At 45.3% G+C, this 24,660-nt stretch carries 25 protein-coding genes; 12 read left to right on the top strand and 13 right to left on the bottom strand.

What is annotated here, in order from left to right; translation table 11 throughout:
* Positions 1 to 78 precede the first annotated feature (78 nt).
* Positions 79 to 2,199 carry a bifunctional tRNA (5-methylaminomethyl-2-thiouridine)(34)-methyltransferase MnmC2/FAD-dependent 5-carboxymethylaminomethyl-2-thiouridine(34) oxidoreductase MnmC1 gene (gene mnmC, locus GCHA_RS11375; protein WP_007988286.1) on the top strand — a complete coding sequence of 707 codons (2,121 nt, stop codon included), beginning with the start codon at positions 79 to 81 and terminating at the stop codon, positions 2,197 to 2,199.
* A 455-nt stretch (positions 2,200 to 2,654) separates the two neighbouring features.
* Here mnmC and GCHA_RS11370 read toward each other — a convergent pair whose 3' ends face one another.
* From GCHA_RS11370 to GCHA_RS11360, 3 genes are read right to left on the bottom strand one after another with little or no spacing between them, the layout of a single operon-like run.
* Positions 2,655 to 2,966: a YfcL family protein gene (locus GCHA_RS11370; RefSeq protein WP_007988284.1), complete on the bottom strand. Its 312-nt coding sequence runs from the start codon at positions 2,964 to 2,966 to the stop codon at positions 2,655 to 2,657.
* Between the two features lie 32 nt (positions 2,967 to 2,998).
* Complete coding sequence (locus GCHA_RS11365) at positions 2,999 to 4,135, bottom strand: ATP-NAD kinase family protein (RefSeq protein WP_007988282.1); 1,137 nt, start codon at positions 4,133 to 4,135, stop codon at positions 2,999 to 3,001.
* Positions 4,135 to 4,767 (bottom strand): elongation factor P hydroxylase, encoded by a 633-nt coding sequence (locus tag GCHA_RS11360; RefSeq protein WP_007988280.1) that lies wholly within the window; start codon positions 4,765 to 4,767, stop codon positions 4,135 to 4,137. Before GCHA_RS11360 ends, GCHA_RS11365 begins: the two co-directional genes overlap by 1 nt.
* 146 nt (positions 4,768 to 4,913) lie before the next feature.
* Between GCHA_RS11360 and GCHA_RS11355 the strand changes: the two genes are divergently transcribed.
* From GCHA_RS11355 to GCHA_RS11340, 4 genes are read left to right on the top strand one after another with little or no spacing between them, the layout of a single operon-like run.
* Positions 4,914 to 5,645, top strand: a complete 732-nt coding sequence (locus tag GCHA_RS11355; protein WP_007988278.1) for a CBM9 family sugar-binding protein — start codon at positions 4,914 to 4,916, stop codon at positions 5,643 to 5,645.
* Positions 5,646 to 5,702: 57 nt separating this feature from the next.
* Complete coding sequence (locus GCHA_RS11350) at positions 5,703 to 6,506, top strand: FFLEELY motif protein (RefSeq protein ID WP_007988275.1); 804 nt, start codon at positions 5,703 to 5,705, stop codon at positions 6,504 to 6,506.
* A gap of 3 nt (positions 6,507 to 6,509) precedes the next feature.
* Positions 6,510 to 6,977 (top strand): acyl-CoA thioesterase, encoded by a 468-nt coding sequence (locus GCHA_RS11345; RefSeq protein ID WP_007988273.1) that lies wholly within the window; start codon positions 6,510 to 6,512, stop codon positions 6,975 to 6,977.
* Positions 6,978 to 6,990: 13 nt separating this feature from the next.
* Positions 6,991 to 8,184 (top strand): retropepsin-like aspartic protease family protein, encoded by a 1,194-nt coding sequence (locus GCHA_RS11340; protein ID WP_007988271.1) that lies wholly within the window; start codon positions 6,991 to 6,993, stop codon positions 8,182 to 8,184.
* Between the two features lie 110 nt (positions 8,185 to 8,294).
* On the opposite strand, the gene GCHA_RS11335 is transcribed toward GCHA_RS11340, so the two are convergent.
* The gene (locus GCHA_RS11335) at positions 8,295 to 9,152 is read right to left on the bottom strand and encodes a PA4780 family RIO1-like protein kinase (protein WP_007988269.1); all 858 of its coding nucleotides are present in this window, start codon (positions 9,150 to 9,152) and stop codon (positions 8,295 to 8,297) included.
* A gap of 427 nt (positions 9,153 to 9,579) precedes the next feature.
* Between GCHA_RS11335 and GCHA_RS11330 the strand changes: the two genes are divergently transcribed.
* Positions 9,580 to 10,416, top strand: a complete 837-nt coding sequence (locus GCHA_RS11330) for a hypothetical protein (RefSeq protein WP_013753039.1) — start codon at positions 9,580 to 9,582, stop codon at positions 10,414 to 10,416.
* Between the two features lie 132 nt (positions 10,417 to 10,548).
* A complete protein-coding gene (locus GCHA_RS11325; RefSeq protein WP_007988262.1) occupies positions 10,549 to 11,445 on the top strand; it encodes a DapH/DapD/GlmU-related protein in 897 nt (298 codons plus the stop codon).
* Positions 11,446 to 11,505: 60 nt separating this feature from the next.
* Here GCHA_RS11325 and arsB read toward each other — a convergent pair whose 3' ends face one another.
* From arsB to GCHA_RS11305, 4 genes are all read right to left on the bottom strand, one after another.
* Positions 11,506 to 12,573: an ACR3 family arsenite efflux transporter gene (gene arsB, locus GCHA_RS11320; RefSeq protein ID WP_007988260.1), complete on the bottom strand. Its 1,068-nt coding sequence runs from the start codon at positions 12,571 to 12,573 to the stop codon at positions 11,506 to 11,508.
* Between the two features lie 13 nt (positions 12,574 to 12,586).
* Positions 12,587 to 13,321: an arsenical resistance protein ArsH gene (arsH, locus tag GCHA_RS11315; protein ID WP_007988258.1), complete on the bottom strand. Its 735-nt coding sequence runs from the start codon at positions 13,319 to 13,321 to the stop codon at positions 12,587 to 12,589.
* Positions 13,321 to 13,791 (bottom strand): arsenate reductase ArsC, encoded by a 471-nt coding sequence (locus GCHA_RS11310; protein ID WP_007988256.1) that lies wholly within the window; start codon positions 13,789 to 13,791, stop codon positions 13,321 to 13,323. The genes arsH and GCHA_RS11310 overlap by 1 nt, the downstream gene beginning before the upstream one ends.
* Positions 13,792 to 13,855: 64 nt before the next feature.
* Positions 13,856 to 14,203 carry a metalloregulator ArsR/SmtB family transcription factor gene (locus tag GCHA_RS11305; protein ID WP_007988254.1) on the bottom strand — a complete coding sequence of 116 codons (348 nt, stop codon included), beginning with the start codon at positions 14,201 to 14,203 and terminating at the stop codon, positions 13,856 to 13,858.
* A gap of 230 nt (positions 14,204 to 14,433) precedes the next feature.
* On the opposite strand from GCHA_RS11305, the gene GCHA_RS11300 reads away from it, so the two are divergent.
* Together GCHA_RS11300 and GCHA_RS11295 are read left to right on the top strand one after the other, a co-directional pair.
* Entirely contained in the window at positions 14,434 to 15,471 is a 1,038-nt protein-coding gene (locus GCHA_RS11300; RefSeq protein ID WP_007988252.1) for a mechanosensitive ion channel family protein, read from the top strand.
* A gap of 365 nt (positions 15,472 to 15,836) precedes the next feature.
* The gene (locus GCHA_RS11295) at positions 15,837 to 16,334 is read left to right on the top strand and encodes a YcxB family protein (RefSeq protein ID WP_007988250.1); all 498 of its coding nucleotides are present in this window, start codon (positions 15,837 to 15,839) and stop codon (positions 16,332 to 16,334) included.
* Here GCHA_RS11295 and GCHA_RS11290 read toward each other — a convergent pair.
* Entirely contained in the window at positions 16,331 to 16,705 is a 375-nt protein-coding gene (locus GCHA_RS11290; protein WP_007988248.1) for a hypothetical protein, read from the bottom strand. The genes GCHA_RS11295 and GCHA_RS11290 overlap by 4 nt on opposite strands.
* A 159-nt stretch (positions 16,706 to 16,864) precedes the next feature.
* Between GCHA_RS11290 and GCHA_RS11285 the strand changes: the two genes are divergently transcribed.
* Positions 16,865 to 17,848: a hypothetical protein gene (locus GCHA_RS11285; protein WP_007988246.1), complete on the top strand. Its 984-nt coding sequence runs from the start codon at positions 16,865 to 16,867 to the stop codon at positions 17,846 to 17,848.
* A 461-nt stretch (positions 17,849 to 18,309) separates the two neighbouring features.
* On the opposite strand, the gene GCHA_RS11280 is transcribed toward GCHA_RS11285, so the two are convergent.
* The 3 genes from GCHA_RS11280 to GCHA_RS11270 form a co-directional block, all read right to left on the bottom strand.
* A complete protein-coding gene (locus GCHA_RS11280; RefSeq protein WP_007988244.1) occupies positions 18,310 to 18,669 on the bottom strand; it encodes a hypothetical protein in 360 nt (119 codons plus the stop codon).
* 593 nt (positions 18,670 to 19,262) lie between these two features.
* A complete protein-coding gene (locus tag GCHA_RS11275) occupies positions 19,263 to 20,108 on the bottom strand; it encodes a MipA/OmpV family protein (protein ID WP_007988242.1) in 846 nt (281 codons plus the stop codon).
* A gap of 111 nt (positions 20,109 to 20,219) precedes the next feature.
* Complete coding sequence (locus GCHA_RS11270) at positions 20,220 to 20,738, bottom strand: DUF1439 domain-containing protein (protein WP_007988240.1); 519 nt, start codon at positions 20,736 to 20,738, stop codon at positions 20,220 to 20,222.
* Between the two features lie 804 nt (positions 20,739 to 21,542).
* Between GCHA_RS11270 and GCHA_RS11260 the strand changes: the two genes are divergently transcribed.
* Complete coding sequence (locus GCHA_RS11260; protein WP_007988236.1) at positions 21,543 to 22,814, top strand: O-acetylhomoserine aminocarboxypropyltransferase/cysteine synthase family protein; 1,272 nt, start codon at positions 21,543 to 21,545, stop codon at positions 22,812 to 22,814.
* 159 nt (positions 22,815 to 22,973) lie between these two features.
* Positions 22,974 to 23,360: a DUF2306 domain-containing protein gene (locus tag GCHA_RS11255; RefSeq protein ID WP_007988232.1), complete on the top strand. Its 387-nt coding sequence runs from the start codon at positions 22,974 to 22,976 to the stop codon at positions 23,358 to 23,360.
* Positions 23,361 to 23,426: 66 nt separating this feature from the next.
* On the opposite strand, the gene GCHA_RS11250 is transcribed toward GCHA_RS11255, so the two are convergent.
* Positions 23,427 to 24,596 carry an alkaline phosphatase family protein gene (locus GCHA_RS11250; RefSeq protein ID WP_007988230.1) on the bottom strand — a complete coding sequence of 390 codons (1,170 nt, stop codon included), beginning with the start codon at positions 24,594 to 24,596 and terminating at the stop codon, positions 23,427 to 23,429.
* Between the last annotated feature and the right edge of the window lie 64 nt (positions 24,597 to 24,660).

Here is a 24,660-nt window from a genome sequence, read left to right as displayed (position 1 = left end):
GTTTGGCTTGTCCAGATAGTTACCTTAAACTATCGTGCTTTTGAAGACTAGCCCAAGCATACTCGGAGACCCTCACGATTGACCATTAAAACAGCAGATATTCAGTTTAACGCTGACGGCACCCCCGTCGCCACAGATTTCGACGATGTTTATTTCTCTTCGTCTGATGGCGCGCAAGAAACTCAGTACGTATTCTTGCAAAACAATCAGCTTCCATCTCGCTGGCAACACTGGTCAAAGCCGACCTTTGTCATTGCCGAAACAGGATTCGGCACTGGGCTCAATTTATTAGTAACATTGGCTGCATTCAAAGACTACTTAGTCCAAAACCCTGCCAGCACCTTTACTCTGCATTTTATCAGCACCGAGAAATATCCTCTTAACCATGCTGACTTAGTCCAAGCGTTGGGCGCTTTTGTTCAATTCAAAGATAGCGCTAACGCATTAATTGCTCAATATCCGATGCCACTTAACGGCTGCCACAGGATGGCATTTTTGAACAACCGCGTGATAGTCGATTTATGGCTAGGCGATATTCATGACTCATTGCCCCAATGGCATACCAATGAAAACGGCCTAGTCGACGCTTGGTACTTGGACGGTTTTGCGCCAAGTAAAAACCCGCAAATGTGGTCGGCGCAATTGTTTGAACAAATGGCCCGTTTGGCAGCAAAAGACTGCACCTTTGCCACCTTTACCGCAGCGGGCTTTGTAAAACGCGGGTTGCGTGATGCGGGTTTCATCGTAGAAAAGCGCAAAGGTCACGGGCGCAAGCGAGAAATGCTCGCCGGATATATCGCCCCCAAATTCCAAGCGCAAATTAATCGCCAGCAAGCCAGATATTATCAACGTAGCGCGTATGCACATGTTGAAAATATGGATGCCACAGGTGCGAATGCAGCAGATACCAAAAACCGCACCCAAGGCGCCGCAACCGAAAAGCCTAAGGTTGCCATCATAGGGGCTGGCATAGCAGGGGCCACTATCGCCTATGCCATGGCGCAAAAAGGTTATGAGTGTGATGTGTATTTTAAAGAAGCCGAGCCCGCACAAGGCGCTTCGGGTAATCCACAAGCGGGTTTTTACCCGCAACTGAATGTGGATGCCAGCAACGCTAGCCAAATTAACGCCCATAGTTTCGTATATGCCGCGAATCAGTACCGACAACTTTTATCGCAGGGTTTTGACTTCGCCCATCAATGGTGCGGCGTGCTGCAACTTGGTTTTAAACCTGCATTAGCCCAGCGCTATGCAAAACTTACTGACAATCAATTATGGCCCCCTGCCCTTGTACGCTATGTTGAAGCAAACGAAGCAAGCCAGATAGCAAACTGTGAAATCCCCTACGGTGGCCTTTTTATGCCTTTAGGTGGGTGGATAGATCCCCTGCAATTAGTCAATGCGTTATTTAACGCAGCGGCGTGCTTGAGCAAGGTCACATTGCACAGCCATCATTGCTTAAGCAGCCTAGAACAAAAAGCAGAACACACAGAAACATCGCAACTTCAGCCTTGGCAGCTGTGTTTTAACCAAACCGCTGACAAGATAAGCCAAACTAGAGTAAATGCTGATATTGTGATTTTTGCGACGGGAGCGCAAAGCCTCGATATACAACACCTTACTGAGTATCCGCTGCGTATGGTTCGCGGTCAGGTTGAAGCGGTTCCTACTCAGCCTGCTCTCAGTGAACTTAACACAGTGCTGTGCCACAAAGGGTATTTAACCCCCGAATACAATGGGCACCACGCCTTAGGCTCAACCTACATAAAAGACGACTTAAGCACTGAGTACCGGCAAAGCGAGCAAGATAAAAACCTAGCCACTCACTATCAGTCACTGGCGCAGTGCCGCTGGGCACAAGAAGTGGTTGGTAAGGCAGAAGGCCGAGCAGCCGTGCGCTGTAGTTCACCGGATCACCTGCCCCTAGTGGGCGCATTAGCAGATATAAGTAAACAAAAAACAGAATTAAACGATTTATACAAAGCCTTGCCGCTAAACTATTACCCAAAAGGCAGTGATGTGGAGAATCTGTATATGCTCACGGGGCTTGGTTCCCGGGGCCTGACCACCGCACCGTTAATGGCCGAATTGCTCGCCAGTCAAATTAGTGGTCAACCCCTGCCCATGGCCAACAATTTGCTGAACACATTAAATCCGAATCGTTTTTTGATCCGTCAATTGATCCGCCGAGAAATATAGGGAATTTATTTTCACTAAGTCTAAAAGAGCGTGCTGATCTTTACTCTACGAATTTTGGTCTAAATGGAAGCGTTTTAAGCGCGAAACAGTTCTGTGAGCCTAGTCAGCCGATGCGTTAACCGATAACAGCGTCACTGTTATCGGTTAACCTATGGTTTTGGCGGCTACTTATACCAATCCGCATTAATAAGTGACCGCCTCAGAATGCGTCCAGCGGTTTTTGATTAAGGCGTCGCTATGTAGTAATGGTTGTTCCCTTTCAAATAGTGAGAACGCAGAGCAAAAGCCGCTGGGGCATTCCTTGCAGGCGAGTTTTAAAAGGGCTTACACTGCGTTGCATGACTTCGAAAGAGAACAACTATTCATTCACTCATGCGCCTTGTTTAAGCCCTTTTAAACTCTCGCTGAGTCATCACTTATTAACGTGGAATGGTATTACTATCTTCTGGAACAACTTAGCGCTCTGCTTTGGCAAACAACTTGTCCCATAGGGCTGAAACCTGTGCTTGATCTTGGCCTTCAACCTCATTATTGGCATAGGCTTTTTCCAAACTGGTTAGCATGTAGCTATTCAATGTTGCTAATGAATAGTCATCTAATGCCAATGCATTGCTGGTCACAAGCGAAAAGTGGCCAGTTAAATAACTGGCGATAAACAATTCTTGATCACTGCCATCAACGACTACGCTATCGAGGTATTCCTGAGTTGAATCGACAAACTCATCAAAGGTTTGTTTTGCTGCATCACTATTTACGGAGCCACTCATATACTTAGTTCAATTCCTATGGTTGAGTCGGTTTAAAATTTGGCAATAGGGTACAGCACTTGGTCTTTGTACCCCGTGGTAACACTGATGACACCTGCAAGCTGTGCATCTAAGTCTGCGTCCCCAGTATCGGCAATTAAAGGCTTACCGTTTAGCCCTTGGAGTTTACTTTTAGTGGCAACCAACAGGAAATGTTCACGGCCAATTTGTTTGAGTACGTCAGGGCTAAGTTGTTGGTTCCCCCTGCCGAATATATGCCCTTGGCCACCAATTAAGGTAATTACCAAGGTTGTAGCTTGTTTTGTGGTGTATTCGAGCAATGCACTGGCGGTCACGTCATGGGCAACAATTTGCTGGTTCTGTACAAGGTCCACACCAAGCAAGGTATTGCTTAACCCCAACTCCTGCATGATAAAATCCACGGTCGAGCCTGACCCCATCACAAACAAACGTTCAGGGTGTTCTTCCATGAATTCAATAACATGGGCTGCAATATCGCTAAGCACGAGTTCATCAGATTCCTTACCGCCCATTTTCACGGCCTGAATATAGCGAAGTTCACTTGGCACGCGCATTTCACCGTACTGGCGAGCATTCACGCGGCCTTGGCGAAAAAGTGCCTCGTCAATGTCCATCACTTCGGCTTCTTGCAGAGTGACAATTTCCCCCTGAATCATCATCGCTACCACACGACCGGCAGCTTGCGGCGTCACTGCGTACACCCCTGAGTGAATTTTACAACCAGCAGGTACACCGAGCACAGGTAGGGTTTCACCAATGATATGGCAGACATTACGCGCTGTGCCATCACCACCAGCAAACAATAACAAATCAACATTGTGCTGCATTAACTGCCGAGCACAGCGCTCAGTATCTTGGGCTTCACTTTGGGCTGCTTCTTGTTGATATACCACTGTGTAGTCAAAGCCCATCTCGGCAACAAGAGTTTCCCCCATTTCACCGCTCGCCGTATAAATATGCACCTTATCTTTCAAACTAAGGAGTTCTTCAAGTGCCAGGCGTGTGCGCGTGTTTGCTAACTTTATTGCCCCAAGCGCGAGTGCTTTTTCGCGGGTTTCAACACCATCGCTGCCTTTTAGCGCTACGCTGCCGCCAATACCTGCAAACGGGTTGATCACCAAGCCAAGTTTAAAACAGGGAATGCGCATCACAGAAGATCCTCACTTTGGCTATTAGACCACTCATTGGGCAATCTAAACTGCTCGATGTTGAGCGCGGCTGTACCATAAAATTCAGTCAAAGCATCGATAAAAAGCGCCGCACGTGGGGGAAAGCCATCACGCAAGTAACGCAATACTTGCTGATGAACCTCTAAAGTAAACGCTTGGGTGTCGCCCTGTTCACCATTTAGGTTATCCGTGCTGACTCGAAAACGCTTGTTTGCTGCAACTGAAAACGCCCACTCAATGGCTTGCGGCTTCACTTCAACTTTCTCAAATGCTTTTTGCTCGGCTTCATTGCGGCCATCTGGGCAATACCAATAACCATAATCATTTAATAAACGCCGCGCTTTGCCCGCGATGCACCAATGGGCAATCTCATGTAACGCGCTGGCATAGTAACCATGAGCAAAAATAACTTGATGAAAATCGCACTGATCGTTCGCAGGAATATATTCTGGCTCGCCTTCGCCTTTGATCAAGCGCGTATTTTCGCTTTCTTTAAAGGCAGCATCAAATAACGCAACCACATCTTGATAACGATGTAATTCTGCGCTGGGCTCTCGACTTGGCGGCTCGCTAAGGTCGTTTAGATAGGTAGAAGCGGTAGAGGTATTCATTGGGGCGGCATTCTACCTAACCCCTGCCTATAAACTCAAGCGAGGAACAGCCTATTGTGTTAACTACTGCTTTGCGTCAAGCTAAAGAGATTGACTCAGCGTGTTGATTATCACCAACTTAACGCCCTCACCTACAAGGAATTATCATGTTTTCAGGCCTATTAAAATCACTGCTTGTGGCGTCTTTTTTTAGCAGTCTTTCAGCCCACGCGTTCGACGTAACCTACACCTCACAAGCCCCCGTCATTGATGGTGCACAAGAAGCCGTTTGGCAACAAGCGTCTTGGCACGACATGCCTTATTTGATGGATGGTACGTTACCCGAGAAAGCCGATTTCACTGGCCGTTACCGCTTGTTATGGGATGAAAGTTACTTGTACTTACAAGCCGAAATTACTGACGATGTGTTAATTGATACCCATGCAGATCCTCTTGAGCGCTATTGGGATGACGACGCACTGGAAATCTTTGTTGATGGAGACGCATCTGGCGGCATTCATCAGTTCAACCATAGCGCACTGGCCTACCATATTGGCCTTGATAACCAAGCAGCAGACATAGGCGATGATGAAAAAGCTCACCTGTATAATGACCACATAAACAGTCGCTGGAAACGCCAACTAGATGCGCCGAATACCATTTTATGGGAAGTGGCTATTAAGCGTTACCCTAATGACTATACTGATGCCGCCCCCAAAGCGCCTATCCCGCTAGAAAGTGGGGATGTTATGGGGTTCATGTTGGCCTACTGTGACAACGATGGCAGTGAAGTACGCGAACATTTCATGGGCTCCCACGATTTCGCTGCACAAAACGGCAGTAAAAATTTAGGTTTCATTACCGCAGATGTCTTCGGTAAAATCACCTTAAAAAAATAATGCCTTTTCGCAACACAGGGGTTCTTAAGCAGAGCCCCATGGCCGATATGCCATCGTATGACTGACTTAGTTGCTCAGGTATCACGTCATTTGCACCGCGTTCACGCGCTGCAAGAAATGGCGACTGAGGCAAAGCTGTTACCCCTTGTACAAGGGGTGCAGCGCTGGCAAACCTTACGTATGCAAGCAACCCATGAAGGGCATATTAACGACCCTCGAACTGCCGCTGCTTTGGCGTTTTTTGTTGAGCAAATATATGGGCCCCAAGACTTCAGCCAGCGCGACGCGGATATACAGCGCGTTGTACCTAAAATGCACAAATACATGCCTAGCCAAGCGTTGCGCTCATTAGAAAGTGCCCTGCGACTACATGCCTTATCCTATGAACTGGATTATGCGTTAGCTTTGGCACTTAAAAGCATGGCGCAAGCAGCCGATAACCCCTGTGCTAAAACATCCATAGTGATCAACAGTCAAACTTATGCAGCAGCCTACTGCAAAGATAACAATGCCGATTTGCGACAAGAGCAAATTAGCTTATTGATTGAACTCGGGGAAAACCTTAGTCAGGCTGTCGCGATAAAAGGCGTTGCCATGATGCTCTCGCTGTCAAAACACCCAGCTCGCATGAAAGGGCTACAGGCACTGCATCTTTTTTTGCATGACGGCTACAAAGCGTTCAAAAAGATCCCTAACAGCCAACGTTTCATGGATGATATTGTCAGTAAAGAGGCACGACTTGTTGCCATATTGTTTAGCAAGCAATTTTCCGAGCAAGTGTTTAGCCAACAAGTGTTTTCCCAACAAGGTATTAACCCGTTACCTTGTCTTCCCAGTATTGAAATACCTATTGAGGCATAGCCAATGACGCCAGATTCTTCCCCACCCCTTGCATGGCAATTCCCTCATCCGTTTGTTTGCCAATGGCAGATAAGCCCTGAACAAATTGACCATTACAATCATGTGAACAATGTTGCCTATGTAAGCCAATTAGAGCGCACTGCCTGGGCCCACTCAAATGCGTTAGGATTGAGTATTGAACAATACCAAGACCTTGACCGAGGTATGGCGATTAGTCGTCATGAAATAGATTACTTAGCTGCGGCGGTATTGGGTGATACGCTGGCCTGCGCCACGTGGATAGTCGCCTGCGATAACAAATTGAAACTCGCTAGGCAGTTTCATTTTATTCGGGTAAGTGACGGCCTAACCATGCTAAAAGCACGCACTGAATTTGTTTGCATTGCTCTTAGCTCTGGTAAACCCAAGCGTATGCCTAAAATATTTTCTGAAACCTACTTCAACGCCATGCTGACATCGCCTGAAGAATAAGAGTACCAATGCCATGACGAAACTCAATACTGCTCTGATTGTGACGTTAGCTATCTCTGTGACATTCAATGTTTATCAGTATCTGAGCTTTAATGAAAAAGGCGCTTTAGCGCCAATGCCTGCTCCTTCAAATCAGGGGGAGTCCAAAGTGCCTACTCGCCTTCAACCCGGCCTTACTGATGAAGACTCACCCCCTGAAACTGATCAGCCGTTCAATGATCACGACCCACGTTTTGCTACTGACACACCTGCACAAGCCCCAAAGCGCTTTAAAGCAGATCGCCGCGAAGCCTATTTGGCCCAAACTCGGCGCTGGCTTGCAGCACAAGAATACGCCAAGCTTGATGCGTTTTTCCCGCTGTATCTGCGCCAATACCCGCAAGATATCGAATTTTTGCTCCTAGAGGCCGAATATATCGCTCATACACATTTACTCAGCGATGCCATCATTCATTACCACAGCATGCTCAATTTACCCCTTAGCAACGCCCAACAAGCGCAGGTACAAAACACCATTACGCGATTGACCAACGACACCATCACGCAACTGAAGCAAGCTAACTCTTGGGATATTCTGGCGCAATTCGTTGAGCCCTTATTACAAGTTAGTCCAACTGACCGAGGGTTAATTTTAGCCTTGGCCACGGCATATGCTCGCCAGCAACAAGCGGGGTTAATGGAAAACGCCCTAGCGTCAATCCGTTATGATGATCCACAAGCCATGGAGATTCGGCAAATCATTCAACAAAATAATGATGATGTAATAGCCAATAACGATGGTACTGGTTCTGCTAACAGTCACAGGCCTAACACGAATACGCCCGCTGGTGGTATGTCTATTGAGCTACAAAAATATGGCGACCAATACATAGTCGAAACACGGCTTAGCGCGCAGCAGGTACACTTTTTGATTGATACAGGTGCATCGACCACTGCTATTTCGCGGCAGAAATTTAAAGCGTTATTCAAAACCGTTGAAACCAAATTCGTAGGGCAATTCAATGTACAAACGGCTAATGGCGTGGTGCGTTCTCCCATGTATCAGTTCGCCAGCCTTGAGATTGCGCAAGCTAAGGTGAGAAATATCAACGTGATGGTATTACCCTTAGATGAACTAGGGCACAGTGATGGCTTACTCGGGATGAATTTTTTGCGCGAATTTGATTTTCGAATTGATCAGAACAAAGCTCTGTTGCATCTACAGTAAATTATTCAGCTTGATTGAGTTAAGTCGACTGAGTGAGATAAACAGTGAGATAAACAGATTAATAAGGTGTAATACTTGCAGACAAACTCTGGCATTTTAGTTTACCAGCCCTAGTCTTCGTCACTAGGGCCAGCGATACGCGCTTTTCTTGCTTGCTCTTCTTCAAAAGCCGCTTTGATTTCTTCCAGCACAGTATCCACGTCTGCTTCATCATCTGGGAACTCAAAATGCCCGGTCAGTTGGGTATCCGCCTCAAGCTCGCCGGCTTCAAACAAAGACCACATTTCTTCTGCATAATGGCTGTTTTTCAGCTCAGGAGCATATTGTGCATAATATTCAGTCATGTTGCGTACGTCGCGCTGAAGCATGCTAAATGCATTGTTATTTGCTGCGGCATCTACCACTTGCGGCAAATCGATTATTACAGGGCCATAAGCGTCGACTAACACATTGAATTCTGACAAATCCCCATGCACCAAACCGGCCAACAGCATACGCATAACATACACCATGACCACAGCGTGATCTTCTATCGCTTGTTCAGCCGACATAGTGACATCGTTTAAACGTGGTGCCACATCGCCGTCGTCATCGGTGATCAACTCCATCAACAACACACCGTCATAACAACCATAAGGCTCTGGCACGCGTACGCCTGCTTTAGCCAGGGTAAACAAAGCGTCTACCTCTGTATTTTGCCAAGCATCTTCTTGCTGCTTGCGACCGAATTTTGAGCCTTTCTCCATGGCGCGAGCGCGGCGAGAGTTACGTACTTTACGCCCTTCTTGATATTGCGCTGCTTTTTTAAAGCTTCGCTTCATGGCTTCTTTGTAAACCTTCGCGCAGCGCGTTTCATTGCCACAGCGCACAGCATAAACCGTCGCTTCTTTGCCACTCATTAACTGATATAGCACTTCATCGACAAGACCGTCGTCAACTAAAGGTTGAATTCTTTTAGGTATTTTCATGGCGTCGTTATACAGCAGTTAAGGCTTGCTTGGAATAGCAGCAAAAAATTGACATACATTTACTCAATGAAACACCTTAGAGAAGAGATTAGATATGGGTTGCGCACCGACGTTAAACATCGCTCAATACCTGTGACCAACACAGCAAAACCAACAGAACAAAGTAAGCTCAGTCAAAGCCAATACGTAGTGCTTAGCGAACAGATTAATCTGCTAATGTTGCAAATTCAAGTGCTTAAATAATCTGCTTGATAAAACGCGGGGCAGCTGATTAACAACCTGTTTTTGTTATCACATTAGTCTTATTACACAAGGTTAGCGTTTGGTGTTGAACAATCTTTTAGCACCTACACCCGTGATTGTTGCAAGCAAGCACTAAGTGCTATGCTGCATATTCGGTTCAGTTGTTTACGTCATTAGGACCCCAATGAAATTACTCCGGTTACCTTGTATAGTGTTAATCAGTTGCATGTCACTTACCTGTTTGAGTGTTGCTCAAACGCCTTCTCCCCATATATTAGAACAAACCACAGGGCTTAAACGCTTTGATTCCGCTCATCGTTTATCCGGTGAAAATAGTCGTAGCACCTTAGATATTAAACAGATCCATATAGGTGATAATGTGCTTGCCAGCGCCATCCCCTTGTACGACCAAGGCGCTAAATTACATCACATTGCCGGCAGTAGCCGCAGTGATAAAGTCCGTTTGAGCTTTTATCAGCCTTATCAAAATTCTCGTTTAGAACAACGTATAGCGCTGCACTTTAACAAGTTCAACGGCTTTATTACGCAAATTGACAGCTTGTACACCGTTGAAAGTGCCTACGTGGGCATTAAAGATGTGCTCAAAGATGTGTTGTCGTCAGCCATTGCTAAGTACGGCGAGCCTATTAGCCTAGCCGATGCTCGTAAGCAAACGAACACCCCGCAAGGCGATGTCGCGCTAAGTGCTTATATTCAAACCCTGAAACCACGCGACGATGTCGCAAATGAAGTGCTGGCATTTTTCAATGACTTACGGGTTTCACGCAGTGCTAAGTTTGTCGGTGATGAGGCCGGACACGCCCTGTTGCACAGCGGATTTAACCGTTGCTACCTGTGGCAACGCGACAGCTATAACCAAATGCTCACTCTGTGTTTCTTCCCTCCCAATTCGGCAAATTCAGCCAACCGTGGCGTTGAATTACAATTGGTAGATTTTGCAGTACAGAAAAAAATAGCCGCGACACAGAAAATCAGAGACGAACTTTCATTAAGTTTGTAAGCCACAACTGGTCTGAGAAGCTCATGATTAGGGCGAATATTATAATTTATAAGTAAATGGGGGCTGTCAATTAGCGCGTTTCACGCCATAATTCGCCCTCAATTTTTAAACTATCGAAACTAGGAAAGATAAATGACTGTAAAACGTATTGGTCATCGCTACATTGATGCCGCCAGTGGTAAAACGTTAGATGTGTGGTTCCCCCGCGCGAACACCCAAATTGCGCGCAGTTGTCTTGCGCAAAAAGTGGGCGTGATCAACAGCGATTTCGTTGAAGTTGAACTTGAAATCGATGGCGCACCACAAAACATCGAAGACGCTTACCTGCGTTTGCACTTGTTGTCTGAAGGCGCAGTTACCCCAAATAACATTAACCTTGAAGGTATTTTTGGATTACTGACCAATGTCGCTTGGACCTCTGCAGGTCCTGTTCTACCAACCAAGGTAGACGAACTACGCGCTGCAATCGCCAGTGAACATCATCACCTAACCATTAGCTCGATTGATAAATTCCCACGTATGACCGACTACGTTATCCCTGAAGGTGTGCGTATTGGTGATGCAGATCGTGTACGTTTGGGCGCCCACTTAGCATCAGGCTCAACGGTTATGCACGAAGGTTTTGTTAACTTCAATGCTGGCACTTTAGGCAGCTCTATGGTTGAAGGACGTATTTCACAAGGTGTAGTTGTGGGTGACGGTTCTGACATCGGCGGTGGAGCTTCCACTATGGGCACATTGTCTGGTGGTGGCAAAACGATTAACGCCATTGGTAAAAACAGCATGGTTGGCGCGAACGCAGGTATCGGCATTTCATTAGGTGATGATTGCATCGTAGAAGCCGGCTTGTATGTGACTGCAGGCACTAAATTAACGACACCAGACGGCGAAGTTGTCGCTGCGCGTGAGTTATCTGGAATGAATGGTTTGTTGTTCCGTCGTAACAGCCAAAATGGCGCAGTTGAAGCCATTGTTGCTGATTCGTCTAAATGGGGCGGCTTAAACGCCAGCTTACACAGCAACGACTAATTACTAGCGTTCAAAAAGCGCATGGCCAAGGTGCATTCCTATGGCCATGCTTATTACGTGTTATGCCTGTTGAGCTGGAAACCACGCCTTTGTGCGGTTTGCAAAATATACTAACGAAAGCATGACCGGCACTTCTACCAGTACCCCTACCACAGTCGCTAACGCCGCCCCTGAATGTAAGCCAAATAGCGATATTGCCACCGCCACTGCCAATTCAAAAAAGTTAGACGAGCCAATCATACTCGCTGGTGCAGCCACGTTGTGAGGTAAACGCATACGCTTTGCTACGTAATAGGTAATGGCAAAAATGCCATACGTTTGTAGCAATAACGGGATAGCAATCAAAACGATCATTTGCGGCTTATCTAAGATGGTTTGCGCTTGAAAACCAAACAGCAATACCACAGTCGCTAACAAACCAATGATAGACCAAGGCTTAAGCGCAGCAACAAAGCGCGCTATTCTCACTTCCCCATTGTCAGCGCTGCTGTCTAGGTTATTCGCTGTATTATCATGGCGTTTATTCAGCCAAGAGCGCGTCATCGCACCAGCCACTAGCGGCAGTAATACATACAAAACGACCGAGATAATCAGGGTTTCCCATGGCACTTGAATATCGCTCATGCCTAACAGCAATGCGCTGATTGGGGCAAACGCGAAAATCATAATGATATCGTTCACCGAAACTTGGACCAAGGTGTAGTTTGCATCACCCTTAGTCAGTTGGCTCCACACAAATACCATGGCAGTGCACGGCGCAACGCCCAGTAAAATCATGCCCGCTATGTATTCATTTGCGGTTTGAGGGTCAACCCAATCGGCAAACAAACCTTTAAAAAATAGCCAACCTAACGCGGCCATGGTGAATGGCTTAACCAACCAATTGATTACCAGAGTTAACGCTAGCCCTTTGGGTTTGCGCCCTACATCTTTAATCGAAGAAAAATCGATTTGAATCATCATGGGGTAGATCATCAACCAAATAAGGACCGCCACTACTAAGTTAACGTGTGCATACTCAAATCCAGCAACCACGGCAAATACATCCGGGAAAAAGCTGCCTAATATCACACCAGCAGCAATACTCACCGCTACCCAAACCGATAAATAACGCTCAAATAAACCCATTAGATTGACCTCCTTAAATAGAGCGTTGATTAACGCGTTGGCTTAACTGCTCAGCAGACTCAACACGCTCAGAATAACGATCAACCAAGTAATCTTTATTGTCGCGCGTCAGCAAAGTGAACTTCATTAGCTCTTCAAGCACGTCAACAATACGGTTGTAGTAAGAAGAAGGCTTCATGCGGTTGTCATCATCAAATTCCATGAACGCTTTTGCCACAGAAGATTGATTCGGTATGGTCAGCATGCGCATCCAGCGACCTAATACCCGCATTTGATTTACTGCATTAAATGATTGAGAGCCGCCGCTCACTTGCATAACCGCTAAGGTTTTCCCTTGAGTTGGCCGAACTGCGCCCACCGACAGTGGAACCCAATCAATTTGGCTTTTTAAAATACCTGTCATCGAACCGTGACGCTCAGGAGAGCACCATACCTGCCCTTCTGACCACATCATCAACTCGCGCAATTCCGCCACTTTAGGGTTTGATGCGTCATCCCCATCTGGAAGAGGCAATCCTTGTGGGTTAAAAATGCGCGTTTCTGCGCCCATGGCTTGTAATATACGCGCGCTTTCTTCCACCACTAACCGGCTAAATGAACGCTCGCGAAGTGAACCGTATAACAATAAAATACGTGGTTTGTGAGCCGATGGCGTAGTGCTAAACTGCGCAAACTCTGGGGCAGCAAACGACTTACTTTGCACATTTTCAGGTAAAGCGCCCGAGTCTACGATTTTAATATCTGTCATCACTGTGCTCCTATTGCTTTAAACGCTTCGCGCAATGCTTGTTGGTCTTGCGTGTTTACATTTATGCTCAGCATGGCGTTAACACGCTGAGTGATTTCATCGATAGTGCCGCGAAACGCTTGGGCAATTTCCTCTTCACTACCGGTTAATTTTGAAGGGTCGGCTAAGCCCCAATGTACTTTTACACTTTTGCCAAACCAAAGTGGGCAGCTCTCTCCGGCCGCACTGTCGCATACAGTGATCACTACATCGGGGGCGAAACCTTCAAACTCGTTCCACGATTGGCTAATTAAACCTTCGGTGCTAATACCGGCTTCTTGCAAATATTTAATCGACAGCGGATGTACTTCGCCAACAGGTTGGCTGCCCGCACTGCGCGCCTCAATCTTGCCTTGACCAACATGATTCGTAATCGCTTCGGATAAAATGCTACGGCAGCGGTTATGGGTACAAATAAATAAGACTTTCACGATGATCCTCACTTAGCGTTTAAAATGACTCGAATAAAATGACAGTGTTTAGGTTGGCGCTCAGCTAAGAGCAACATTCGCTTTGTTTGGCCATATTCAAATTGGTGATGTGCTCATTCAAATAGGCTTCTGTGTTGTGTGCCGTTAACTCCAGCACTTTCATTGCCCACTCTGGCAGCTTAGGGTTAACCGAGTAATACACCCACTTCCCGCGACGCTCATCAAGCAAAATTTGGCACTTACGTAAATCAGCCAGATGCCTAGAGACCTTAGGTTGGCTCAGCTCAAGCGCGGTTATCAGGTCACAAACACACAATTCTTTTTCAAGGTAAATCAGCATTAACGCCTTCAGCCGCGTGTCGTCAGACAAGCATTTGTAAAACGAAAGGGGTGACAAAATAGGGGTAGACATAAAAACACTCCGCTTTTTAATATACGAAATATCATATATATGTTTAATCGCATGTCAACTAATCAAGAAAAGAATTTGTCTTGCCTGTAGCTTTGACTGGGGACAGACGTTGCGATATGTGTACAGGGGCCCTGTATAACACGGGCAATGAGGTGTAATATCAAGGTATAACAATAAGATATGTGAGAGTTTATGCCTCTTTCCTATGAGCAAACAGCAAGGGAACATCTATGCCTTTAAGCGACAACTTTATCAGCGATTGGCTGCCTGTCATCATCACCTTACTGGTCTTTGGCTTCTTAACTTGGTTAGCGCAATCGTTATTGCTCAATAAGCTTAAGCACACTGGCAACGAAAACATATTCGCCCGACAACTTGGCGTATTAATGTTGATGTTAGTGGGATTGGTCACAGTGGTGATTACCTTACCTTTGACTGAAAACACGGAAGTACAAATTCTCAGTTTAATCGGCTTATTGCTATCAGGTATTTTGGCGTTTTCGTCCACTACTTTGTTTGGTAACTTATTAGCCGGCGCCATGATGCGCTTTACGCAACCCTTTCGCACCGGCGATTTTATTAGTTTCGACACGATTTTTGGCCGCGTAACTGAGCTTGGTTTATTTGACTGCGAAATTCAAACCCAGACCCGTGAATTGATATCAGTGCCCAATAGTTTACTGCTCAATAAACCCGTCAGTGTTATTCGCCGTTCCGGCACCATCATCAGTGCCGAATTATCGTTAGGCTACGACTTACATCACAGTAAAATTGATGAGTTGCTGCTTCAAGCTGCCGAAAAAACGGGGCTTGAAGAACCCTTTGTACACGTTACTCAGCTCGGTGACTTTTCAGTCAATTACAAAGTCAGTGGACTATTAGTTGAGGTGAAAAACATATTAACCGCTCGCTCAAACCTGCACAGACATGTACTTGATTGTTTGCACGACAACGACATCGAAATTATGTCTCCGACCTTTGTTAGCCAACACGCTGGCCCTGATGTGCAGCGGAAAATCGCCCACTCACCGGCATTTAACCAAGTAAAAAGTGACTCCACTGCCGAAGATGTGGTGTTTGATAAAGCTGAGCAAGCCCAGCAGCAGGCCAGTGATAAGGTAGAACTTCTAGCACAAATCAAAACCTTAGAAGAGCAAATGCAAGATGCAGATAAAGACCAGCGTACTGCTATGGAAAAACGCATCGATACCCTAAAACAAGAGCTTGCCGACATAAAAGAAGTGGTCGAGGTTCCAGAAGATGAATAACCCCTAAGGCCAAATTTAGTTCAGCTAAGTTCCGTTCCACTCAACTTAGTTCAGCTCCCTTACCTCTAAAGAGCCTATTAAATTGTTAGTGGCTAAGCTAGATATCAGCGAAGGCACGTGTTAGCTGTATAAGCATTTGGACGTGCTGCTTACAAGCATTAGCTAATATAACTCATAACAATACGAAGACACCCAAGTTAAATCCGATATAAACAACAAGGATAATATGGAGACACCCATGATAAATCCGGTATAAACCAGCAATGTTTAATCCTAAACCAACACCGTTCGCCCCCTTTTAAAAACCACTTTCAAGGTGAGACACATATCGATACACTGCTTTTTTCGTTTAAATGCCAAAGCTAATGACCACGCCGTTTAGTTACTCGACAACCTATGTGTTAGACAAAAGCCACTTCGTAGAAACCTACGATGCCTCTGCTCCACCAGCTACGCCGATAAAAGCCTATACGATAGCAATGGCACTGGGTTTAGCGGGGTTAATGTTGCTGATGTTTACCGAGATAGATCCGTTTGTGGCTTGGTTTGTTGTCGCCTTGGGGGGCCTTGAGGCTTTCAGTGTGCGTTATAAAAAAGCCTGGTGGTTGGGCCGACAACTAATCAGTAAGGCAGCAAACACAGAACTGAAATTAACGGTTGATGAAGAGGGGATCAGTAGCGAGTCGATTCACGTAAAAAGCACATTGCCTTGGGTTGAAATTAAGCAAATTGAATCAACTGAAAACGGCTGGTTGCTTTACCACAAAGGCGGAAAAAATTACTTGTCCGCCAGAGCCTTATCTGAAGAAGCTAAAGTGTTTGTCGTGGCAAAAGCAGAGAAAGTTAACCTTAAAGGGGCTTAATCTTTAGCAAACAATCTATTACGTTTGGCATACATACAGGTCAAAACGAGAAACGTTAAAGTAATCACTCCACATACCAGCAAAAACTGTTCGCCTAATATTTCACGGTATTTCTTTGACCAAAACAACGCAAAAAAACCATGAGACGTAAGCAAAAAGCCACACCAAAAATTCACACGCTTGGCCCACTGGCTCTGAGTTAACCCATACCACGCCATATTCCCAAACAGCACTGTGATTACCAATAATATGGTGGGAATAATATAGTGCTTGCCTATAACAAATGTTTCTAAAACCGCTAAACCCGCTAATAAAGCCAACAGCGCAAAAAACCAATCTAAAGAATTTGCCCAAGTAAGTGATTTTTTCATACCGTTTGCCTTTTATTTTTATTGTCCGCTTTATCCTACTGTAAATTCCAACAACAAAACTAGTATAAATAACAGTACAGTGACACCCATGTTAAAAATGGTTAATTTTCATCCCTAAACTACACTTGATACGTGTTCCACTTTATTGAGTCGACTGTTATGCCTCAGTCACGAAAAAGCCAAATCAGCTTAGTCGATACGCCTTATTACCACTGTGTTTCCCGTTGTGTACGCCAGTCTTTCTTATGTGGTACTAACACGCTGACAGGGCAAAGCTATGAGCATCGTCGTGGTTGGGTAGAGAAGCGTTTGTTGTTTTTATCGACCGTGTTTGCTATCGACATATGCGCTTATGCAGTGATGAGCAATCATACCCATGTGGTGCTTTGTGTGGATAAAACCCTGGCTGATAACTGGGATACCGAATCGGTACTAAAGCGTTATCACATACTTCATAAAGGTACGTTACTCACTCAAAAATTTATAAACGGCGATACCTTAACCCAAGGGGAGTTAATCACCCTTGATGATACCGTTGAAATTTACAGAAAACGCTTGTACGACATTAGCTGGTTTATGCGTGACTTGAATGAATATATTGCCCGTCAAGCCAATCAAGAAGATGACTGCACCGGTAGGTTTTGGGAAGGGCGATTTAAATCTCAAGCCCTATTAGACGAAAGTGCCGTGCTGGCTTGTATGGCCTATGTGGATTTAAACCCAATTAGAGCGAAAATAGCCAAAACACCTGAAACAGCAAAACACACCAGTATCAAAAAGCGCATTCACGCCGCTAAACATCACCACGCTCAACCAAGCACGCTAATGCCCTTTGCGGGAAGCTCAAGGGAAAATATGCCCAAAGGAATAGCTTACTCCCTTAAAGACTACTGTGAGCTTATCGATACCACCGGTCGCTGTATTCGTGATGATAAGTCAGGTTATATCGATAACTCTCAAAGCCCTATTCTAGAAAGACTAGGGTTAGATAGCGCTCAGTGGTTAAGCTTAACCACTGAGTTTGAAAAACACTTCTGCTACGCAGCAGGCGCAGAACAAATGATGAATGCCTTTAAGCGTCACACTCATCATCAACGAATACGAGGGATGGGCAACGCAAAAGAGCTACTGAAACGCGCTTAAACTTAAACTAATCTCAACAAATACACTTAATGCACAGCTTGTGACGCGGGCGCTTGCCTATACTTCATCAATCCACATAAATTCCTTTCTCAACGTTCAATTTTTATCGAATATCTTCAGTTGTTCAGCTCAAAAGTGCAGTTATTTAGTATCTAGGGGAATTCTTACCAATGAACAACAGTGCTGTTGGTTAAAGCGTTTTAAGCAATATTAAACATGGATGTCTTTATAAATTTGATAAAATAAGCGGAGCGCGTCTTAGCATATTGTAACAGTCTCGGTTGAAACACTTACTCTGTTCAAGCAAAGGGTTATCTCTGGATTATTGATTCTCCTGCATCACCTTTCATTGCTTTTCCAACATCGCTGTCATTACTTTTCCAGCACCACTCTCATTACTTTTCCAGCGTCACTTTCATTGCTTCACCAGCATCACTCTTATTACTTTTCCAGCGTCACTTTTATTGCTTCACCAGCATCACCTTTCTATCATTTTCCTTCAGCATGCAGTCACTCTGAATGTCACTTATTTTACTATCGACTTTTGAGTCAAATGCACCGGTAGCAATGGCTGCGCGGCTAGTGAACTCCCCTAAAATCACATTTAGCAAAATAGAGGTTGGCAGCACCGACGCCACGCCATTGACTAATTTTTCACGAATGGTGGTTTTATGGGACTCAAGGGAGGCGATATGCCCATGTGCTTCCTCGCAATTTACCGCTTTATTTATATGCTCGGCAGCCAGTTCATGGCGCTTTACGGCCGACGCGCAGCCGGACATTAAAAGTACAGAAATAGGAACGATAAATAACGCTTTCATAGTAGGTAGCAGCCTGTTTTGTAATGAACAACATCAGTCTAAACAGACTATTTTTCAAACAAAAGAGCGTACCTTGCATTGTTAATAAATAGTGATAAGCCACATACTTTTGTGATAACTGTAAGTGCATCGTTATAGGCAACAAGTAGGTGTTTTTTAAAAATCGTGGGATAGAAAAGCGGGTCTGAAATCAGTTGAGAAGCAACGGCCGAAAATGGTGGGCTCGCCTACCCGAACGCTATTGAGCCTCAGATGCTAAAGTCTCAGTTTACCCACCTTGACTCACTGGGGACGGCTCGCGCCCGGCACTTTTGCAAGGTGAAAGCGCGCAACTTACCCGCAGCCGATTATCTAACAAAAGGTTAAGCCTATCCCCGAGCCAGAATCACCCTTTTCGATTCAATAATACATGGCATCCTAGGCAGCCAAAAAATACAATATCTAACAGTTCGCTCAGTAAAGGCCCCATGTTAATAACGCGCAAGCTGCAACGGTTTATTCGGATATCCCTCTAACCTTCTTAGCGATGCTTAAGCACCACACAACTAAATACGCTAAGCGCTTACAGTATTCGAACTATCAAACTCAGTGCTTCAGAACTTATACAAATAAGCGAACATCAACCTATTTTCAGTGGAGCTATCCACTAGCGGGCTGTCTTTAATTTCATCACCAAGACTGATAATACTGGCATCGATGAAAATCGAACTTTGTCTGTTAAACAAGTATGCCGTGCGTAGGCCCATTTCAATGTTTATCGTTGAATCGCCACTATACGCTTGCCGCTCTGCTGTCGCTTCGTTGGCACGAACACCGTACTGGTAATCCACGTAGCTTTCATCTAGCCAAGTGGCAACAATTCTCGGAGATAACATCACTTGCTGGCCGAGCATCCATCTTTTATCAAACCCTAAGCTGAAAGTGTTACCGTCGCGGTCGCCTGAAATATCCCCAGTCCATTTAGCGCTCACATTCACAATTGGGTTTTGCCACTGTGCTGTGGCACCGATAACAAAGCCACCGTCACGTTCGTCCATGCCTTGTAGGATTGGCGTATCCTCAATATCGTCATCATCATATCCGCTAAAATCATAGCCAGCAGATAGCGTAAAGGCGATGCGCTGCTCTTGGTTTATTTGCAGGTTAGGTAACTTAACGTCTAGGTTCGGGCCAAACCAACGGACATAGCGATTCTCATAGCTGATAAACGGAATGACATTGGTGTTTCTGTCGATATCTTTTATGCCCAACTGTTGGCTTATGGCGCCGATCCCTATTCCCCAATGAGACTCAGTTGATTCTGGTTGTAGACCAGCGCGCTGGTGAGTCGGAGCTTGCGCAGATGCAGGAGCGCATAACCCCAAAGCAAATGTGAGCGCAGTAAAAGAGCACAGGCTTTGCTTAGATAATTTAAAAACAGGTAAAAACGCGAATGACATTAATGATTCTCCAATAGATTTTAGCAGGTGGCAGCTAAAGCTGTGGCTAGGGATATATGTAATTTTGCATGTCATCGAATGATGAACGCGCTGCATATCACTCGCTGTGCGTTAAAAAGCACTCAAAGTGATAATTAACTTACCGTCTCTCACTTCTAACGACTCTAACGACGCCTTGGCTAACTTCTGCTTAAGGTCGCTATCATCTAATACATAAATCGGCCGAGAGCCTAAAATAGTCCCCACCACCGGCTGGAGTAGCTTTTTGATATCCTCTTGTTGCTCAGCAGATACATTATTTAGGTTCAACTCCAACAGTTTAGCGTTAACAAAATACAGCGCGCCTTGCTCCTGATTGTAAGACAAACTTCCCGTTAAATACCCACTACCACTGCCGCCATAAGACCCTAACGCACTGGCTTTAATATTCGCCCCTAAGCCAATTTCATTACTGGACTCGAGTAAATCAAGTCGCGGTTCAGACAACGTCATAGTGACAAAGAATTTACTTCGCGTGATAGGCATAATGGCACTCACCATTTCCTGCAACTCAGCCTCGGTGAATTCCTTCGTAAATGCGAACGCCTGACTGATACTCATCAGCCAAATGACACCGATTAAATATTTCAATTTTTACCTCGTTAATACTGACACTAGGTTGCTAACCGATTGATTCCTGATATTCGCTGTTCGTGCTCAACCTTGACTAGAAGTTTTCACGTGCCTAAATAAGCAATTTAAGCGACTGAATTAAATGAGAAAAATAAAACTAGGCTAAAGTATAGATTTAACCCCCATCATTAACTGTCATTATTGTTGTATTCACCAGCACTTTGCAATATCGCTGAGTAAAAAGCTAATCAACTAACGTTTCAATAAGTCGTTGATAAATCGCTTTTAGAATGCGTTTCCCTATTTATTACGAAACACATAGAACTAACTCATCCCTACCCTTGACATAATTTACAGCACGCAAGCCAATGGCTACTTTGTCGAGTACGGCCTGCGCTCTTCGTTTAATTATTCACCCCACGTCAGTGTTGCTCCCTTTGTGAAAACCGCATTTGATTATGGTTATGCATCCAATAGCCACGCGGAGCACAATCATTCAACTTTGGGAGTTACTGCAGCTAACGCCACGATTAAGCATACAGCTAATCGCAGAACGCACGATTGGCCGCAGCTTTATTGCCCGCCAAGCAGGCACGCCGCGTCACTTATCCTGGGCTGGGCTGAATGTTATATCTCAGTTTTAACCTGCCAAACAGAACTCATTGGCTCATCCCACTTGGTTGCATTTTTGTTAACACGCTATTAAGTATCTAGTTTAGAGCATAAAATTCTGATAAAAGGCTAGTTTTCAGGCAGACCTTTGGTACTGTAAATCCTAGCTACTTTCAGCCCTTCAAACTGACTCACGATAAGGAGCAAACCATGAAAAAGGAAACCATCTGTATCCATGAAGGATACGAGACCGACCCGACAACCAAAGCCTGTGCAGTCCCCATTTATCAAACTGTCGCTTACGAATTTGATAACGCCCAACATGGTGCTGACCTATTTGACTTAGCGGTACCGGGCAATATTTACACGCGTATTATGAACCCCACATGGGACGTGCTTGAAAAGCGTGTAGCAGCTCTTGAAGGTGGTGTAGCAGCCTTAGTGGTTTCTGCAGGTAGCGCAGCAATTAACTACGCAATTTTAACCATAGCCGAAGCTGGCGATAATATAGTTGCAACTCCGCAGTTATACGGCGGCACGTACACCTTGTTTGCTCACTTATTACCTAAGCAGGGCATTGAAGTACGCTTTGCTGAATCAGACAAAGCCGAAGATCTGGCCAAGCTAATGGATGACAAAACTAAAGCAGTATTTTGTGAAACCATAGGTAACCCAGCGGGCAACATAGTCGACATTGAACCCATAGCCACTATGGCACATGAACATGGCGTTCCCTTGATGGTGGATAACACAGTTGCGACCCCTGCACTGCTTAACCCCATTGAATATGGCGCTGATATAGTCGTACATTCTTTGACTAAATACATGGGCGGTCATGGTAATTCTTTAGGTGGGATCATTGTCGATTCAGGCAAGTTTCCTTGGGCTGAGCACAAAGAGCGCTTTCCTATGCTCAATGAGCCAGAGGCTGCCTATCATGGCGTTGTGTATACCCGTGAATTTGGTGCCGCGGCATTTGTAGCGCGCGCCCGCACGGTACCACTTCGTAACACAGGCGCGGCGCTCTCCCCAATGAATGCTTTTATGCTAATGCAAGGCATGGAAACACTGCCTTTGCGCATGGAGCGCCATTGCGACAACGCGAAATCTGTCGCTGAATATCTAAAAGCTCACCCAAAAGTTGAGTGGGTTAGCTACGCTGGGCTTGAAGGCGACAAGTATTATCCAATGGCGCAAAAATACTTCAACGGCCGCCCATCGTCTTTGATGACATTCGGTATTAAAGGCGGTTTTGATGCTGGGGTGAAATTCTACGATGCCCTTAAATTAATCAAGCGCTTGGTTAATATTGGTGACACCAAAACCTTAGCGTGTCATCCGGCTTCAACCACTCATCGCCAATTAAATGAGGAAGAACTAAAAAGTGCAGGTGTAAGCCCAGAAATGTTGCGCTTGTGTATTGGCATAGAGCACATCGATGACATTCAAGCAGATTTAGCCCAAGCCTTCGAGGCAGTTTAAATTCCAACATTTCGCTATTTGAACGTTAGCCCGCTGTTTTACATAAACGGTGGGCTTTTTTGTATGTGAGCTTATATTCTCAAATAAATGTGATTATGATTCAGCTTCTGCTTCGAATGCCCTAGAAAGCACAGCCATTATCCAAGGAACAGGAACATCATGACATATTTACAACTTGCCTATTTTCACCTCGCCACGGTTTTGCCTGCCTTTCTAATTGGCACGTACTTATTGGCCAATCGAAAAGGGACACCAACGCATCGTATGCTCGGCAAGGTATATATGAGCCTAATGCTTGTCACCGCTTTGCTCACGTTATTCATGGCAGCGCAAGTCGGCCCCGTGCTTATTGGTCATTTTGGATACGTACACCTGTTTAGCCTGCTAGTACTATACGCCGTACCGAGTGCCTATTTCGCCGTTCGAAAAGGGAATATTGCGAAGCATAAACGCAGTATGCTCCTGCTTTATGTTGGAGCAATACTGATTGCCGGCGGCTTTACCTTTACCCCCGGCAGAATGTTGTACGACTGGTTTTTAGCCTAGAACGTGTTGACCTTTGCTGAACATTTTTGCCGTAAAGATCAACCTGCCCTAGTATCATCAGCGACCTCACTGATTAAAAATAGGCAGTGCTTTACCAATAGGCTGACCATTTTCCTTGGCATAGTCTTGGGGCTTTTGCTTCAGTAATTTTAGAGCAGTCGCCGCAATTTGATTCAACTGATATGTATGGCCGTCACCTATCTCACCATAGGTTTTCACATCAGGGCCCATCGCAGCGGCCCACACTTGGTTCGAACCTTCAATGCCATTCTTATGCTTGGCTAGATTACGCAAATAACCTTGGGTCGCTTTAGGACTCGCGTGATGCTGCCAAGTTTCATTGCTGTTACCTCGCCCGTGATCAACTGTTATCAGCAAATTGGTATTGTTCTTATAGTGCGGCATGCTTTGTAGCATGTGCCATAAACGCGCAATAAACACGTCACTTTGATGGGCCGAGCGCAAATACGCTGGATAATCTCCATCATGGGCGAAATCGTCTGTTTCACCGAGTGCCAGATAAATCACGTTTGGTTGTTTGGCTTTCACATACTCCTGAGTAAACCCCACCGTAAACGCATCCAGACGTACATTGTGCCAAGGGCTAGGAATGTCTTTTTGCAGCGCATTTAACCACGTCGCTTTAGCCGATAAATTGTTCCAATCGGCTGACATAAAACCCGCATTAATTGGCAATTGACTGCGCTGCTTATTCAAAATAGCTGGGAATACATCCCAACTGCCAAAAGCAGCTACCTTATTTTTGAAGCTTTCTTGGTTGTTCAACCACTCTAAAATACTAATATTAGGGTTCGCCACAGGTTTATTCGAATCTATCTTAGCGTCAGCCTTGCCTGTGAGTAATTCGTTATAACCAGGGTAAGAGAACCACCAGCTATTGCTAACATCCATCGCAGACTGCTTATCTCGATTTCCTATTAGCACACCTTCTTTCACCACCTGCCCCCAAAGAAAAGGCATTAGTTTTTCACGCTTAGCATTAGGGCTCTTGCCGTCAAACGCAGCTGCTATTTCATCTTGCTGTCCAGCAAATTGCGGTTGCGCCAACAAAGTAGCGTGATACCCCCGAAATACTTCTTGCCAGCGTAAGCCATCAATACTGATGATAAGCAAATTATCTGCTGCACTCACGGGCGATGCGACTAACACGATACACAAGATTTGGCACAAAATAGCCAGCCGTTTCACGAATGTCATTGGTTTTATTTGCTTCATATGAGCCTCGTATACAGAAGAGGAATAATGTCTGCCACCGCAAAGGGAGCGTTGTTGAAAGCAA

It is taken from the genome of Paraglaciecola chathamensis S18K6 (genome assembly GCA_000314955.1).
GTDB classification, from domain to species: domain Bacteria; phylum Pseudomonadota; class Gammaproteobacteria; order Enterobacterales; family Alteromonadaceae; genus Paraglaciecola; species Paraglaciecola chathamensis.
This window is presented reverse-complemented; position numbering and strand designations above follow the sequence as displayed.

What these genes read in the sequence shown, in the direction of transcription:
- GCHA_RS11370 (WP_007988284.1), bottom strand. Translation starts at nt 2,966, where the DNA reads ATGAGTGGCTCCGTAAATAGTGATGCAGCAAAACAAACCTTTGATGAG.
- GCHA_RS11365 (WP_007988282.1), bottom strand. Translation starts at nt 4,135, where the DNA reads ATGCGCATTCCCTGTTTTAAACTTGGCTTGGTGATCAACCCGTTTGCA.
- GCHA_RS11360 (WP_007988280.1), bottom strand. Translation starts at nt 4,767, where the DNA reads ATGAATACCTCTACCGCTTCTACCTATCTAAACGACCTTAGCGAGCCG.
- GCHA_RS11355 (WP_007988278.1), top strand. Translation starts at nt 4,914, where the DNA reads ATGTTTTCAGGCCTATTAAAATCACTGCTTGTGGCGTCTTTTTTTAGC.
- GCHA_RS11350 (WP_007988275.1), top strand. Translation starts at nt 5,703, where the DNA reads ATGACTGACTTAGTTGCTCAGGTATCACGTCATTTGCACCGCGTTCAC.
- GCHA_RS11345 (WP_007988273.1), top strand. Translation starts at nt 6,510, where the DNA reads ATGACGCCAGATTCTTCCCCACCCCTTGCATGGCAATTCCCTCATCCG.
- GCHA_RS11340 (WP_007988271.1), top strand. Translation starts at nt 6,991, where the DNA reads ATGACGAAACTCAATACTGCTCTGATTGTGACGTTAGCTATCTCTGTG.
- GCHA_RS11335 (WP_007988269.1), bottom strand. Translation starts at nt 9,152, where the DNA reads ATGAAAATACCTAAAAGAATTCAACCTTTAGTTGACGACGGTCTTGTC.
- GCHA_RS11330 (WP_013753039.1), top strand. Translation starts at nt 9,580, where the DNA reads ATGAAATTACTCCGGTTACCTTGTATAGTGTTAATCAGTTGCATGTCA.
- GCHA_RS11325 (WP_007988262.1), top strand. Translation starts at nt 10,549, where the DNA reads ATGACTGTAAAACGTATTGGTCATCGCTACATTGATGCCGCCAGTGGT.
- arsB (WP_007988260.1), bottom strand. Translation starts at nt 12,573, where the DNA reads ATGGGTTTATTTGAGCGTTATTTATCGGTTTGGGTAGCGGTGAGTATT.
- arsH (WP_007988258.1), bottom strand. Translation starts at nt 13,321, where the DNA reads ATGACAGATATTAAAATCGTAGACTCGGGCGCTTTACCTGAAAATGTG.
- GCHA_RS11305 (WP_007988254.1), bottom strand. Translation starts at nt 14,203, where the DNA reads ATGTCTACCCCTATTTTGTCACCCCTTTCGTTTTACAAATGCTTGTCT.
- GCHA_RS11300 (WP_007988252.1), top strand. Translation starts at nt 14,434, where the DNA reads ATGCCTTTAAGCGACAACTTTATCAGCGATTGGCTGCCTGTCATCATC.
- GCHA_RS11295 (WP_007988250.1), top strand. Translation starts at nt 15,837, where the DNA reads ATGACCACGCCGTTTAGTTACTCGACAACCTATGTGTTAGACAAAAGC.
- GCHA_RS11290 (WP_007988248.1), bottom strand. Translation starts at nt 16,705, where the DNA reads ATGAAAAAATCACTTACTTGGGCAAATTCTTTAGATTGGTTTTTTGCG.
- GCHA_RS11285 (WP_007988246.1), top strand. Translation starts at nt 16,865, where the DNA reads ATGCCTCAGTCACGAAAAAGCCAAATCAGCTTAGTCGATACGCCTTAT.
- GCHA_RS11280 (WP_007988244.1), bottom strand. Translation starts at nt 18,669, where the DNA reads ATGAAAGCGTTATTTATCGTTCCTATTTCTGTACTTTTAATGTCCGGC.
- GCHA_RS11275 (WP_007988242.1), bottom strand. Translation starts at nt 20,108, where the DNA reads ATGTCATTCGCGTTTTTACCTGTTTTTAAATTATCTAAGCAAAGCCTG.
- GCHA_RS11260 (WP_007988236.1), top strand. Translation starts at nt 21,543, where the DNA reads ATGAAAAAGGAAACCATCTGTATCCATGAAGGATACGAGACCGACCCG.
- GCHA_RS11255 (WP_007988232.1), top strand. Translation starts at nt 22,974, where the DNA reads ATGACATATTTACAACTTGCCTATTTTCACCTCGCCACGGTTTTGCCT.
- GCHA_RS11250 (WP_007988230.1), bottom strand. Translation starts at nt 24,596, where the DNA reads ATGAAGCAAATAAAACCAATGACATTCGTGAAACGGCTGGCTATTTTG.